13 protein-coding genes are annotated in these 12,357 nt (G+C 43.8%); 1 reads left to right on the top strand and 12 read right to left on the bottom strand.

What is annotated here, in order from left to right; genetic code table 11:
- Window positions 1-31: 31 nt before the first annotated feature.
- Window positions 32-1,519 carry an HlyD family efflux transporter periplasmic adaptor subunit gene (locus tag WBS51_RS06495; protein ID WP_294460448.1) on the bottom strand — a complete coding sequence of 496 codons (1,488 nt, stop codon included), beginning with the start codon at window positions 1,517-1,519 and terminating at the stop codon, window positions 32-34.
- Between the two features lie 141 nt (window positions 1,520-1,660).
- Between WBS51_RS06495 and WBS51_RS06490 the strand changes: the two genes are divergently transcribed.
- Complete coding sequence (locus tag WBS51_RS06490) at window positions 1,661-1,885, top strand: DUF378 domain-containing protein (RefSeq protein ID WP_173749683.1); 225 nt, start codon at window positions 1,661-1,663, stop codon at window positions 1,883-1,885.
- Window positions 1,886-1,997: 112 nt separating this feature from the next.
- Here WBS51_RS06490 and WBS51_RS06485 read toward each other — a convergent pair whose 3' ends face one another.
- From WBS51_RS06485 to radC, 11 genes are all read right to left on the bottom strand, one after another.
- Entirely contained in the window at window positions 1,998-2,417 is a 420-nt protein-coding gene (locus tag WBS51_RS06485; protein ID WP_173750180.1) for a twitching motility protein PilT, read from the bottom strand.
- A gap of 121 nt (window positions 2,418-2,538) precedes the next feature.
- Window positions 2,539-3,480, bottom strand: a complete 942-nt coding sequence (locus tag WBS51_RS06480) for a D-alanyl-D-alanine carboxypeptidase family protein (protein WP_244092068.1) — start codon at window positions 3,478-3,480, stop codon at window positions 2,539-2,541.
- 100 nt (window positions 3,481-3,580) lie between these two features.
- On the bottom strand, window positions 3,581-3,976 hold the full coding sequence (locus WBS51_RS06475) for a methylglyoxal synthase (RefSeq protein ID WP_294460440.1): 396 nt from the start codon (window positions 3,974-3,976) through the stop codon (window positions 3,581-3,583).
- Window positions 3,973-5,103 carry an FtsW/RodA/SpoVE family cell cycle protein gene (locus WBS51_RS06470; protein WP_173750179.1) on the bottom strand — a complete coding sequence of 377 codons (1,131 nt, stop codon included), beginning with the start codon at window positions 5,101-5,103 and terminating at the stop codon, window positions 3,973-3,975. The genes WBS51_RS06475 and WBS51_RS06470 overlap by 4 nt, the downstream gene beginning before the upstream one ends.
- A 29-nt stretch (window positions 5,104-5,132) precedes the next feature.
- Window positions 5,133-5,402: a cell division topological specificity factor MinE gene (gene minE, locus WBS51_RS06465; protein WP_226853736.1), complete on the bottom strand. Its 270-nt coding sequence runs from the start codon at window positions 5,400-5,402 to the stop codon at window positions 5,133-5,135.
- An 11-nt stretch (window positions 5,403-5,413) separates the two neighbouring features.
- Window positions 5,414-6,202: a septum site-determining protein MinD gene (gene minD, locus WBS51_RS06460; RefSeq protein WP_173750177.1), complete on the bottom strand. Its 789-nt coding sequence runs from the start codon at window positions 6,200-6,202 to the stop codon at window positions 5,414-5,416.
- 59 nt (window positions 6,203-6,261) lie between these two features.
- Window positions 6,262-9,156 carry a penicillin-binding transpeptidase domain-containing protein gene (locus tag WBS51_RS06455; RefSeq protein ID WP_173750176.1) on the bottom strand — a complete coding sequence of 965 codons (2,895 nt, stop codon included), beginning with the start codon at window positions 9,154-9,156 and terminating at the stop codon, window positions 6,262-6,264.
- Window positions 9,141-9,674 carry a rod shape-determining protein MreD gene (mreD, locus tag WBS51_RS06450; RefSeq protein WP_173750175.1) on the bottom strand — a complete coding sequence of 178 codons (534 nt, stop codon included), beginning with the start codon at window positions 9,672-9,674 and terminating at the stop codon, window positions 9,141-9,143. The genes WBS51_RS06455 and mreD overlap by 16 nt, the downstream gene beginning before the upstream one ends.
- Window positions 9,674-10,531 (bottom strand): rod shape-determining protein MreC, encoded by an 858-nt coding sequence (gene mreC / locus WBS51_RS06445; RefSeq protein ID WP_173750174.1) that lies wholly within the window; start codon window positions 10,529-10,531, stop codon window positions 9,674-9,676. Before mreC ends, mreD begins: the two co-directional genes overlap by 1 nt.
- A gap of 27 nt (window positions 10,532-10,558) precedes the next feature.
- The gene (locus WBS51_RS06440; RefSeq protein ID WP_173750173.1) at window positions 10,559-11,548 is read right to left on the bottom strand and encodes a rod shape-determining protein; all 990 of its coding nucleotides are present in this window, start codon (window positions 11,546-11,548) and stop codon (window positions 10,559-10,561) included.
- A 30-nt stretch (window positions 11,549-11,578) separates the two neighbouring features.
- On the bottom strand, window positions 11,579-12,274 hold the full coding sequence (gene radC, locus WBS51_RS06435) for a RadC family protein (protein WP_173750172.1): 696 nt from the start codon (window positions 12,272-12,274) through the stop codon (window positions 11,579-11,581).
- Window positions 12,275-12,357: the final 83 nt, after the last annotated feature.

Below are 12,357 nucleotides of genomic sequence, written 5' to 3'. Positions count from 1 at the left end.
ATACCCCTTTCTTTTGTATCTGAGTAACTTGCTAATAGAGAATTTCTTCCTCTTTTACACTTTCTCCATCCAAAACAATGTAATCAAAAGGCTGGAGACCGTAGGAGGTTCCCTGTGCAACAATACAGTATTCTTCATTCTGGTCTAAAATTTTAATCTGGCGGAAAACGGCATATCCTTTATTCATACAATAAACACCTTCCAGATAATCCACCTCCCCGACTTCAAAGGTTTCAGTAGAGTCCTGTTTTTTCAGAATATCACCGTCCTGGAAGGTCTCCTTATCCACATAACAGTAACCGCCGGAATCATCTTCTGTTTCGGATTCAGAGGTGATTTCATTGCCGTCTGCGTCTGTTTCTTTATAGATAACAGCTTCTACAAATTCTGTAACCGGAGAGTCGCTGTTGCTGTCCAGTTCCCTAATAAAACCTTCTCCCTCACTGTTGTCTCCTTTTGCAAGAAAATCACGGGGAATGAGGTAGAATTCTTTGGTTACAATAGAACTTACCGGTATTTTCAGACCGCTTTGTGTATTTACAACCAGTTCAATTTCCAGAAAACGGTCAGACGCATAACGTACCATACCGTTTTGCAGCTGGATTTGGGCAACTTTCTGGTCTCCGATGCTGATAATGGAAAGCGAACCATTCTGACTTTCTCCGTCCTTGGTAAATTTGACCTTGATACTGGTACGGTCTGCAATCGCTGCCGCCAGTTTATCGGTGAGGGGAACCATAAGGGTCCATTTTTCGCTGGTAATTACTTTGTAGACAGAATCGCCTGCTTTTATTTCTTCGCTGGTTAAAAGGTCTGTCTTTTTGTAAGATTTTTCATTGAAATCCTCCTCTGTAAGGTTTTCAACGGTTTTATCCTCGTACCCATCTGTAGAATATACAATCACACCTGCTTCCGGAGAAGTGTAGACGGTCTGGCTGCCCAGGGATACAGCAGTTCCCACAGCCTGTCCGGTAATGACCTGGGAGTCGCTGTCTTCGTCTGTATCGGCAGCTTCTTTATCGATCTGTTCGGTCACTCCTGCAGCCTGGAGAATACTTCCCTCTAATTCATACTTAAAGCTGTAGGTATCATAGAAATCGCTGCCATCAAAGGCATAGGAAAACTTAGCCATACTGGACCGGAGTTTTTCCAGTTGCTCCTCTGTGAGGCTGACATTCTGCACCTCCTGCCTGGCGCTGGACAACCCATATACAGAACCGTTTTTCCGTACCTCCATGCCTTCTCGTGCATAATATTCCGTGTATCCGGTGCCGCCCGCCTGTACCACCTGCTCTTCCCGGAGTGCCAGCGCTGTACATACCGGATTCTTTGTCAGCGGACCGGAGGTAACCTGATAGGAGGTTACATGGGGGGAGGTGGCATACAAAATTACGGTAATTATCATATAGATAAACAGGGCACCGAACATGATGGTTGTAATATTAAAAGTCAGCAGCCGTTTTAAAGCTGAAAAGAATTGTTTTATTTTTTTACCAAAACTGTTTTTTTTGCCTGACAAGTTTAATCTCCTTTAATCTCCGTTCATTTTCTGCACTACCTTGTATTTTACCATTTTCAGGGGGGAATCACAATAGCTAAATTTTTTGCATAAAAAGGAATGGGATGGAAATACTAGATAAGGAAAAAGGAGGCTTGTATTATGAACAGCAGAATTTTAGATTATACGGCACTGGTTGTTACCGTTATCGGTGCGGTAAACTGGGGATTGATTGGATTTTTCCGATTTAATCTTGTTACCTTTTTATTTGGCGATATGACCTGGATTTCCAGAATTATTTATGCACTGGTAGGTATTTGCGGGTTGTATTTGCTCAGCCTTTTCGGAAGAGTGTCTTCCTTTTCAGACGATACCGAACGTCTTTAAAAAGAAGAAGCCCTTTTGTCTGCGCTGTCAAAAAGAAGAGCTGCCGCTTTAAGCCTCTTATTTTGCTTAAAACGACAGCTCTTTCATACTTGCTGTAACGTAGGAAATCCGATTAAATGGAAACCAGAATCATCTCTTTGACGCTTTCGGGAAGTTCCTTTTCGTCTTTGGAAACGCTTAATACAAAAGATACGTTGTATTTTTCACCCATATCCTTCAGGCGTGCCATCACATCTGCAAATGCTTCATCTGTTACCCGTGAAATTTTAATGAAACTGTCGAGATACATTCTTTCCAGGTCATTGTCCTGAGAAACTACACCGGAGAGAAATCCCAGAAATTCACTGCTATTTTGAATATCGTAGTCAGACATATCAATTAAACGTACCTTATTATTTAATTCATACATGTGCTTTCTGCTTTTATCCAGATATACCAGTGTTCCGTTTGCTTCTTTGACCTCTGTATTTACTTTATCCAGAAGTACCTTTGTTTTTCCTTTACCCTTTTCTCCTACAATTAACTGAACCATCGCAATTTCCTCCTTAGCCGCACGTAATATGTAATTTTACTAAAACCGTGGTTATTGTTAAATTAATTATAGTGCATATCGTTCAAAAATACAATGGTAAATTCAAAATTTATAGCAAAAATTAAGAATTAATCTTTTCCAGCATCTGGCAGATACGGTTGTTCATTTCCGTTTCGCTTTCTGACTGGAAAACAATAGCTGCAAAAGCATTTCCATAATTGTTCTGCACCAGCAAAGCGGTATATCTTTCCGTATCAGAAGAGAAAAATTTTCCTCCTAATACGGTTACGCCTCTGGGAACAGTGATTCGGCCTGTGGCATAGAGATTGTCACAGCTAAGCCACTGCTGTTTGGCAGTACCGTCAGCCTGGCTGTAATTCAGGATAAATTCCGACAGCCCCATGGCATTGGTAAGGTCCGGATATTTTAAAAGTTCATTTAAAAGCAAATAGATATCGTAAACCGTGGTATACTGATTTTCGTCCGAAACACCGGTTGCATTTACGAAGTTGGTGTTGGTCATGCCAAGGTCCTGGGCTTTCTGGTTCATCAAGTCCACAAAGGCATCTGCGCTGCCTCCTGCGCTTCGTGCAAGGGCCAGACAAGCGTCTTGTGCCGAAGATACTAAAACGGCATTTAAAAGCTGCTTGACGGTGATTTGATTGTCTGCAGACAGTCCGCAGGTATTTCGGTTCTGACCGTATACCATATCCTCCTGGGAAATGGTGACCGTATCGTCGGGATTCAGCTTTTCAAAGGCCACCAGTGCAGTCATAAGCTGTGTCACCGTACCTGGAGATACTCTTTCATAGAGTCCGGTTGAAAAGGAAATTTTTCTGCCATGGATATCAAAAAGTCCGGCCCGTTCCCCTTCTTTGGCTTCTACACCCTCCAGGGAAGTTTCCGCCTCTCCTACGCAAAGATTCTGGGACAGCCCATCAGCTACGGGATAATCCTCTCCTGCTGTGGTTCCGAAAACACGCTGGCTTCGGTCATACGGAAGGATTTCTTTTAACTGTCTGTTTTTTCCAATAAGGATAATGGCAAGCAGTCCCAGCAGCAAAAAAATTATTAGAAGGAGAAGCAAAAATAAGGTTTTTCTCACCTTCTGCTGATGACGCTTTTTAAATCTTCCTGTTCTTTTTTGGGGTTTTTTGAAAAGTTTATCGATACATCTCACGCCAGTCCAGCTCTCCTCTGCCCAAAGAACGAATCATCATTTCCGCAGTGGCCAGGTTGGTTGCCATGGGAATGTTGTGGGTGTCGCAGAGCATGAAAATACGTTTTACGTCAGGGTCATGCTTCTGCGGCTCCAGAGGTTCTCTTAAATAAATCACCAAATCCATGTCATTTTGCTCAATCATGGCTCCAAGCTGCTGTTCTCCGCCCAGATGTCCTGCCAGAAACTTGTGTATGGTCAGATTGGAAGCTTCTTCAATAAGTCTTCCGGTGGTTCCGGTGGCATAAAGGTTGTTCTTTGATAAAATATTTCTGTAGGCAATGCAGAAATTCTGCATTAATTTTTTCTTTGAATTGTGTGCAATTAATCCGATGTTCATGATTTTTCTACCTCCCTGTAAGTTCTGTATCGCTGTAAGCCCACATTCAGCACAAGTCCCATTCCGATATAAAGGCTGACCATGGAAGTCAGACCGTAGCTGACAAAAGGCAGCGGCGTTCCGGTGTTGGGCATAATCTTTGTGACAACGGCCACATTGATGAAGCCCTGGACAGCCACAATGGATGCTACCCCGCAGCATATAATCTTTCCGGCAGTATCTTTTGCCCGCAGACTTGTTCTGATACATTCAAAAATAATCAGCAGCAACAGCAGTAAAATTGCCACGCACCCGATGAATCCCAGTTCTTCTCCGGCAACAGAGAAAATAAAGTCTGTCTGGTTTTCAGATACGAAATTTCCCTTGTTTGCAGATGCCACTTCATTGTTGTTCAGACCTTTTCCCGTAAGCTGACCGGAACCGATGGCCATGACGGAATTTTCCTGCTGGTTTACAGCATCGGAATACTCATCGTCTTCAGAGTTTAAAAAGGCCATAATACGGTTTCTCTGATAGGATTTTATCAGCTTCTGGTCCGGTTGGACAACGATAAAGAGAAATACAACAGCAAGAGGAATGACAATCAGCAGTGCGCCTCCTATAATTTTATAGCTTAATCCTGCAATATAAAGCAGTATACAGAAAATTATAGCAATAGTTATGGTATTTTTCAAGTCTGGCTGTTGCAGAATCATGGCAAGAGGCACAGCAATCAGTACCGCTGATTTGACCAGCGTTCTCAAGGTATTAATATCCTCCTCGTGGTCCATAAAGTACTTAGCAAAGAAAAGTATAATAATAATCTTGGAAAGCTCGGTAGGCTGAAACTGAAAGCCGCCAATGCTAATCCAGCGGGTAGCGCCATTGGCATCGGTTCCCAGCAGAATAACCAGAAGCAGAAGGAACAGGTTTCCGCCGTACATAATCCAGTTGAAATTTAAAATCCAACTGTAATCCATCAGCGATACCACCACCATTACAATCAGTCCCAGAATCATACCTGCAAACTGTTTTTTCTGAAGAGAGGGGTCCGCGCTTCCTACCAGAAGTACGCCAATAGAGGTGAGCACTATCAGCACAAGCACCAGTCTGAAATTGTAGTCCTTTAGTTTATATTGTCTAATCATGAAAACACCTTTTTTCCTAATCTCAGTTGTTATCTCCAGAGGGATATTCCTGGAGAGGAATGTTCAATATCGGTCTGTAAGGGGATTTTTGCCATAAAAGTAGCAGTTTCTTTCCGGTAACGGATTTCCACGTTCTGTTCTCTTACGGCAAAATACTTATTTACAGCCCGAATCATATCGTTTTGCAGCATTGTCATCATTTGTGGAGTACAGTCCAGCCGCTCGGAAGTCAAAAGCAGCTTTAAACGGTCTTTTGCGATAAGACCGGAACGTCTGCCAGGAAATCTTAACAATTCCATGTCCTCCTTTATTATTTTCTGAAAATGCCTGAAAGACGCCGAAAGACGCCTTGTTTTTTCTGAAATTCCAGGAAAGGAACTTCTTCGCCGGAAATTCTGCGGCAAATATTTTCAAAAGCTCTGCCGGACAGGGAGTCTTTTCCGCAGAGAGGCTCTCCCTGGTTGGTGGCAATGACTACGGCCTCATCATCAGGAATTGCACCGAGAAGGTCTACGGCAAGAATTTCTGTCACATCTTCTATGGACATCATTTCACCCCGCTGAATCATATCCGGTCTGAGACGGTTGATGACAAGCTGAATCTGCGGCATTTCATTGGCCTGCAAAAGCCCGATGATACGGTCTGCGTCCCGGATAGCAGAAACCTCCGGAGTAGTGACCACAATAGCCCGGCCTGCGCCGGCAATGGCATTTTTAAAGCCCTGTTCAATACCTGCGGGGCAGTCCAGAATAATATAGTCAAATTCTTCGGACAAATCCTCAGTAAGCTTTACCATCTGTTCCGGTGTAATAGCTGTCTTATCCTTTGTCTGTGCAGAAGGCAGAAGAAACAGGGTATCGCACTGCTTGTCTCTGATCAGCGCCTGTTTCATCCTGCAGTTTCCTTCAATGACATCAATGAGGTTGTAGACAATGCGGTTTTCCAGTCCCAGCACTACATCCAGGTTGCGAAGTCCGATGTCTGTATCCACTACAACTACTTTTTTGTTCAGTCTGGCAAGACCAAGGCCGATATTGGCTGTTACCGTGGTCTTGCCTACGCCTCCTTTTCCGGACGTCACTACAATAATTTCACTCATACCAAATCCTCCTGATATTTTCTTTTTGCTGCTTCCTGTGTACTTTGCAAATTGACAGCTTAATCGTTTCGTGTTGTTGTCGTGTCAGCAGAAGATGCTGTACCGGTGACAATTTCAGATTCATCTGCAAGGTTGTACTTATAACGGAGGATATCTTTTGCTACGTCAACCGCATTGCTGGAAGCATAACCGTTTCCAATGCGGACGGCAATGCCCACTTCCGGATTCTCATAAGGTGCGAATCCCATAAAGAGTGCATGGGAGGGCCGGGTTAAATCTTCCTGTGCAGTACCTGTCTTGCCGGCAACAGAAACACTGAGAGAGCTTAAAGAAGCGTTATTTTTCGCAACTCCTCTCATACCTTTCTGTACAGTAGTCCAGGTATGGTCTGCAACGTCCATGTCTCCTTTGACTTCCGGAGTGTAATCTTCGATTATTTCTCCTTTGGAGTCAGTTACTTTATCAAGAAGGGACAGCTGATAGCTGGTGCCCCGGCTCGCAATAGTAGTCACATATCTGGCGAGCTGAGAAGTCGTAACAGACAAATCGCTCTGTCCGATAGAAGTTCTCAGCGCATCGGAAGTAGACATTTTCGGTGATACTTCCGTAATTTCCAGACCTGACTTTTCGTTCAGACGGAATAAATTGGCGTATTTCATCAGTTTTTCCACACCCAGAGAGTCGGAATATTTTCCGTCCGCATCTGTACCCAAATCATAAGCTACCTGGTTCATAAATACGTTACAGGAATTGGTGATACCGGAAACCGCGTTCATATAACCATGACCGGAATGCAGCCAGCACCAGGGTGCATTGGCAACTTTATCGAACTGGCCGGTACAGACAGCACCGTAACTGTCATTTACAATTCCCTCTTCCATACCAGCCACAACAGTAACTACTTTAAAGGTAGAACCTGGAGCTGTGAGCTGCTGGGTGGCCTTGTTATAGAAAGGACCGGATAAATCCTGGGACAGCTTGGCAAAATATTCGGTGTCCATGTTGTTGGCAAGCCGGTTGTTGTCATATCCAGGATAGGTCACACAGGCCAGAGTTTCGCCTGTGTTGACATCTGTAATAACCACGGAACCGGAGCAGGGGTCCAAAGCCAGCTGGGCCGGTGTGATTTCCAGATTACGGATTTTGTTTATCATAAAATCATAGGCTCTCATAGAACCGGATTTTAAAGCCTGATATGTGGCATCATCTTTTTCCAGAACATTCTGGTCGTACAAGAGCATACAAAGCTGGGCACCGGAGATGGTGTCTTCATGCAGCATATATTTATACAGGATTTTGGAAAATCCCTCATCATCAGCCAGGGATTCGGTCAGATAATCAGCCAGTGCGGTATATACCTCATTGGAATCCAGGTATTCGTCCTCAGAGGAAAATTGGGAAATATCAATCCAATTCTTTCCAGCTGCATAAGTCAGAAATTCCTTTAAACTGATAGATTCTTCCTTGGTCCAGGCTTTGTAGACGGAATCAGAGGAATCAATAGAATCTTTGGATAAAATACCCTTTTTATTCATAAGGAAATCATTCACAATGTAGCTCTGGTATTCCTGCATTTCTTCGGACAAGTCTTTATAAGCCGCGGGATTTTCCTTGGTCAGCTCTTCTTTTACCTGGGCAAAAACCTCAGACTGCTTTTGCTGAAATCGTTCGTATACTTCTTTTTCCAGTTCTGTGGCATCGTCCTCTTTGAAATGTGAGATGTCCAGAACACTATTGTTTATCAGGGCATTGTATACATCATAAATAGGCGTTTTAATAGCTGCCGTATCCATGCCGTCTTCTACTTTAAATTCCTTGGCGTTGATAATGTTGGCTACTAAAATTCCGGCAATTTTCTGTTCCAGGATATCGTAGGTGATACGCTGCAAATCCTTGTCCAGAGTCAGGTACACATCATTGCCGGACTCCGGCTCTTTTCTGGAATCGCTTTCAATTTTCAGAACTTTTCCCATAGTATCCACAAAGACAGTTTCTGAGCCGTCTTTTCCCTGCAGTTTGGTTTCCATTTCCTTTTCTATGCCGGCTTTACCTACCACAGCGTCGGTGGAATAATCATAGCCCTGGTCGCGGAGGCTTTCCAGTTCTTCTGAGTCGGCTTTTCCTGTATAGCCGATAATGGAGGCAAAACTTTCTGCCTCGTCGTAGACACGGATAGAATCCTCTGTAATATCCACGCCCTGCAGTTTGTCCTTGCGCTCCATAATTTCCGCCACAGTCTCTTCACTGACATTGGTGGCAATGGTAACGGGCACATATTTTTTAAAGCTGTTGGTGGATAAAATATAGCGTATTTTTACCAGCTCTAACGTTTCCTCCGGCGTAAAGCTTTCCGGCAGCCCATAGGACTCCAGTTCTTTTTTTGTATAAGGTTTTTCCTTGTTTACCAGTCCGAAACGCTCCTCTCCTGCCAGATACTCCATGATTTCATCAGCAGTGGCATTGAGCTGTTTCTTTTTCAAATCTTCAATCTTCGCTTTTCCGTATACGTCTGCTTTGAAACGGTTCAAGGTAAAACCTGTGGCATCAAAGGCATATTTTCCATCTTCGTCCAATACAATGTGAAAAGTAATATCTGTACTCTCATTGTGGGACTTCAGAATGTTTAAGAGTTCATAGGCCACATAGTTCAAGGTCAGATTTTTCTCTCTGGTGGAGTCATAAGTTCCGTTGTCCTCTAAAATGACGGAATAAGACAGTTGGTTGTAAGCCAGAGGCTTGCCGTTTCTGTCCAGAATATTGCCGCGGGTTCCTTTTAAAGTTCGTTCTTTTGTGATACTCAGATTGAAATTTTCCGCGTATTCCTCTCCATGAAGAATCTGCAGGGAAAAAAGCCGCTGAATCAGCACTGCAAACATGGCGCAGAATACGAGAATAACAACGGTTGTTCTTTTCAGTCCGATTTTTTTGATGAATTTTTTTATTTTCTTAACCAAATGGAATCTCTCTCTTTCATTTCCAGTTCGCTTAGCTTCCTGTTCAGTTTGAACAAAAGTTTGTAAAGAATGACAGTAACTAACACAGTATAAATCATTTCGGGAATCATAATGCGTCCGAAATAGTAAAAAATCTGCAGTCTTCCCCGCATGAGAAACTGCATTCCGTATACCAGAATTCCGTAGAGGATATCTCCTGCCGCCACCAGAAACAAGGGGACACGGATTTCCTCATCGTAGAAAATTTTGCAGCAGCATCCTGCCACATATCCAATACACAGATAAATCAGGGCATAAAAGCCCAGTAGATTTCCATAGAAAACATCTTTTAAAAGTCCGCAGAAAAGTCCGGTCCAAAGTCCCGAAAGCTTTCCACGCATAAATCCAAAGGATACTGTGACAATCAACAGGAGATTCGGCACAATAGAGCCAATGGAAAGACTTTGAAATACGGTGCTCTGGAGAATAAAGCACACCAGAATCACCAGGCCTTGTACGGCTCTTCTCTTTATCCGCATCAGGAATCCCCTTTCTGCTGTTTCAGTTCTTTGATTACCAGTACCTCGCTTAAATGTTCAAAATCTACAGCCGGTGTCAGAGTTCCTGTCTTTGTCAGATTGTTGGGGTCCTCTTTTATTTCGCTGACATAACCGATGAGAATTCCTTTCAGGAATTTATCGCTGACATCGGAGGTGACAATCTTTTCGCCCTCCTGGATTTTGTCATCTTCGTCTTTTAAGTGGATAAACTGCAGCTTGCCTTCGTCAATCAGACGCAAATCTCCCGCCACAATACAGCGGTCAGAAGTGCTCATGGTCATGGCACTGACATTGCTGGTGTCGTCAATAATAGAACGGACCGTAGCCCAGTTTTTGCCCACTTCCGTGACAATGCCTACCAGTCCGCTGCCGGCGATGACGTTGCAGTCCTTCTGGATGCCGTCATCCGTACCCTTGTTGATGGTAAAGCTGTTAAACCAGTTGCCTGTATCTTTAGAGATAACATTAGCTGCCACCTTATCGTACTGACTGTAATCCTGATCCAGCTTGTATAATTCCTGCAGGCGTTCCAATTCTGTAAGCCCCTGGGTCAGGCGGCTGTTTTCTGCAGTCAGTTCATCGACTTTTTCCTGAAGTTTTTTATTTTCTTTTACAAGCGCCTGCTTATTCTGAAAGCCTGCGGTGGCATCGTCAAGAACAGCGCCCACTTTATTGATGCCTTTCTGGAATGGTACAATGATATACCCCGCTGTATTTCTCACCGGTTCAATGGGAAATTTCGCAGCAGCGGCGAAAATCATCAGACCGACACAGCCCAGAACCATGGCCGCAAGCACATGCTTGCTTTTAATCGTCCAATTATGCTTTTTCTTCATTCTCAAAACCTCAGCTTTTCTTTCCGGCTACCTGACCCATTTCCAAAGGGTGCGGTTTCCAATAATTTCTTTCAGCCCATATATGGTGCAAAGTTCATAATATCCCGATAATCGTACTTTTTGCCCGGTGGCCTGGCTCAAGAACCAGTCCATATCAGGGATTCTGGCACATCCTCCCGCCAGAAAGATTCCCTGGTCCTGAATATTCTGATACATCTGCGGAGGTGTTCTTTCCAGGAAAAACTGAATTTCTTCGCAGATAGACCGAATAGGGCCTAAAATTGTTTCGTATATCATATCAGAGGGCACAATCCCTTCCCGGGGCAGACCGCTTAAACTGTCGATCCCCACAATTTTTCTGGCCTCCCGGATATCTTCTTTTAAATAGGCCAGAGAGAACTTCAGTCTTCTGGCGGTCCGGTTTCCGATATAGAGGTTGTGCTGTTTGCGAACCTCGTTGACAATGGCTTCGTTCAGCTGTTTGCCCCCGATTTCCACAATTTTGCTCAAAACCACTCTTCCCTGTTCAATGACAGAGATTTCCGTACTTTGTGCCCCGATATTGACAATCATGCTTCCTTTTGTATGATTAATGGGAATCCCAAGGGCCACCGCATCGGCGATGGTTTTGTTGACCATATATATTTTGTTCTTTCGGTTGGAATTTCCAATGGTGTAATAGGCCCGCTGTTCAATTTCCGACAAATCCGAAGGAACTGCCAGATATAAACTGTTGCTGAAGACACTGCCGGCATTTATCTTATCCAGTAAAGCCTGTAAAACCATCTCTGTGTGATTGACATCTGCAATTTTTCCATAAGCCATGGGCGAAATTACAGATACATTAGACGGATTCTTTTCAAAAATCCCATATGCCTCATTTCCGACTGCCAGAATCTGCTTCTGGTTGCGAATGGCTATCATGTTTTTCTCCGTTAAAATAGTATCCTGGTCCTGTGAATAGATTTTCACCGTACTGGTTCCCAGGTCTACTCCAAACGTTTTATGCAATGGCATGTAAACTTGTCCCCTTTAACTTTTTAACATTTAAAAAATCCCCTGCTGGCGAAAACTCAGATATTTGCAGTCCCCAATAATAATGTGGTCCAGAAGCGGAATTCCAAGGAGTTCTCCTGCTTCTGCAATACGCTGTGTAACGTCCAAATCAGCCTGACTGGGAGTAGGGTCTCCGCTGGGATGGTTATGTACAAGAAGAATTCCCACGGCATGATAAGACATGGCGGTCAGGAATATCTCTCTTGGGCTGACGAAAGAACCGTTCACAGTTCCTTTGAAAATCATTTCCTCCCCCAGCAAATGATTTTTAGTGTCCAGCATCATACAGATAAGCTCCTCCTGTTCCTTGTGGCGCAGCCGCTCCATGTAATAATCCGCAATGGTTCCGGGCTGGGTAAACTGAAGCCCTTTCCTGGCTGTTGTCTGAGCAATGCGTTTGGAAAGCTCTCCGATGCATTTTATCTGTATTGCTTTTACTGTTCCGATACCTTTTACGGATTTTAATTGTGCAAGGCTTAAAGTGTGAAGTCCCAGAAGCCCCTTTCTGTCTTTGGAAAGACTGAGAATTTCTTCCGCCATATGCACAGAAGGGCTGCCTACCGTACCGGTTCTTAAAAGGACGGCAAGAAGCTCTGCATCAGTAAGGGACTGGGCGCCCAGCCGGACACATTTTTCGTACGGGCGCTCGTCCTTTGGTATCTGTTTCATGTTTTTAAATTCTGCCATACTCTATATTGCGATTTCTTTGGCATATTTTTTCGCATAGGGTTTTCGCAGATTCATTGTAGCACAGATTAAAAACGATGTAT

It is taken from the genome of Blautia acetica (assembly GCF_038739805.1).
In the GTDB taxonomy this organism is placed as follows: domain Bacteria; phylum Bacillota; class Clostridia; order Lachnospirales; family Lachnospiraceae; genus Blautia.
The sequence above is the reverse complement of the archived record's forward strand: the minus strand, read 5'-3'. Positions and strand labels throughout refer to the sequence as shown.

What these genes read in the sequence shown, in the direction of transcription:
- mreD (WP_173750175.1), bottom strand. Translation starts at nt 9,674, where the DNA reads ATGCGGATAAAGAGAAGAGCCGTACAAGGCCTGGTGATTCTGGTGTGC.
- WBS51_RS06475 (WP_294460440.1), bottom strand. Translation starts at nt 3,976, where the DNA reads ATGAACATCGGATTAATTGCACACAATTCAAAGAAAAAATTAATGCAG.
- minE (WP_226853736.1), bottom strand. Translation starts at nt 5,402, where the DNA reads ATGGAATTGTTAAGATTTCCTGGCAGACGTTCCGGTCTTATCGCAAAA.
- WBS51_RS06440 (WP_173750173.1), bottom strand. Translation starts at nt 11,548, where the DNA reads ATGCCATTGCATAAAACGTTTGGAGTAGACCTGGGAACCAGTACGGTG.
- mreC (WP_173750174.1), bottom strand. Translation starts at nt 10,531, where the DNA reads ATGAAGAAAAAGCATAATTGGACGATTAAAAGCAAGCATGTGCTTGCG.
- WBS51_RS06485 (WP_173750180.1), bottom strand. Translation starts at nt 2,417, where the DNA reads ATGGTTCAGTTAATTGTAGGAGAAAAGGGTAAAGGAAAAACAAAGGTA.
- WBS51_RS06470 (WP_173750179.1), bottom strand. Translation starts at nt 5,103, where the DNA reads ATGATTAGACAATATAAACTAAAGGACTACAATTTCAGACTGGTGCTT.
- radC (WP_173750172.1), bottom strand. Translation starts at nt 12,274, where the DNA reads ATGGCAGAATTTAAAAACATGAAACAGATACCAAAGGACGAGCGCCCG.
- WBS51_RS06490 (WP_173749683.1), top strand. Translation starts at nt 1,661, where the DNA reads ATGAACAGCAGAATTTTAGATTATACGGCACTGGTTGTTACCGTTATC.
- minD (WP_173750177.1), bottom strand. Translation starts at nt 6,202, where the DNA reads ATGAGTGAAATTATTGTAGTGACGTCCGGAAAAGGAGGCGTAGGCAAG.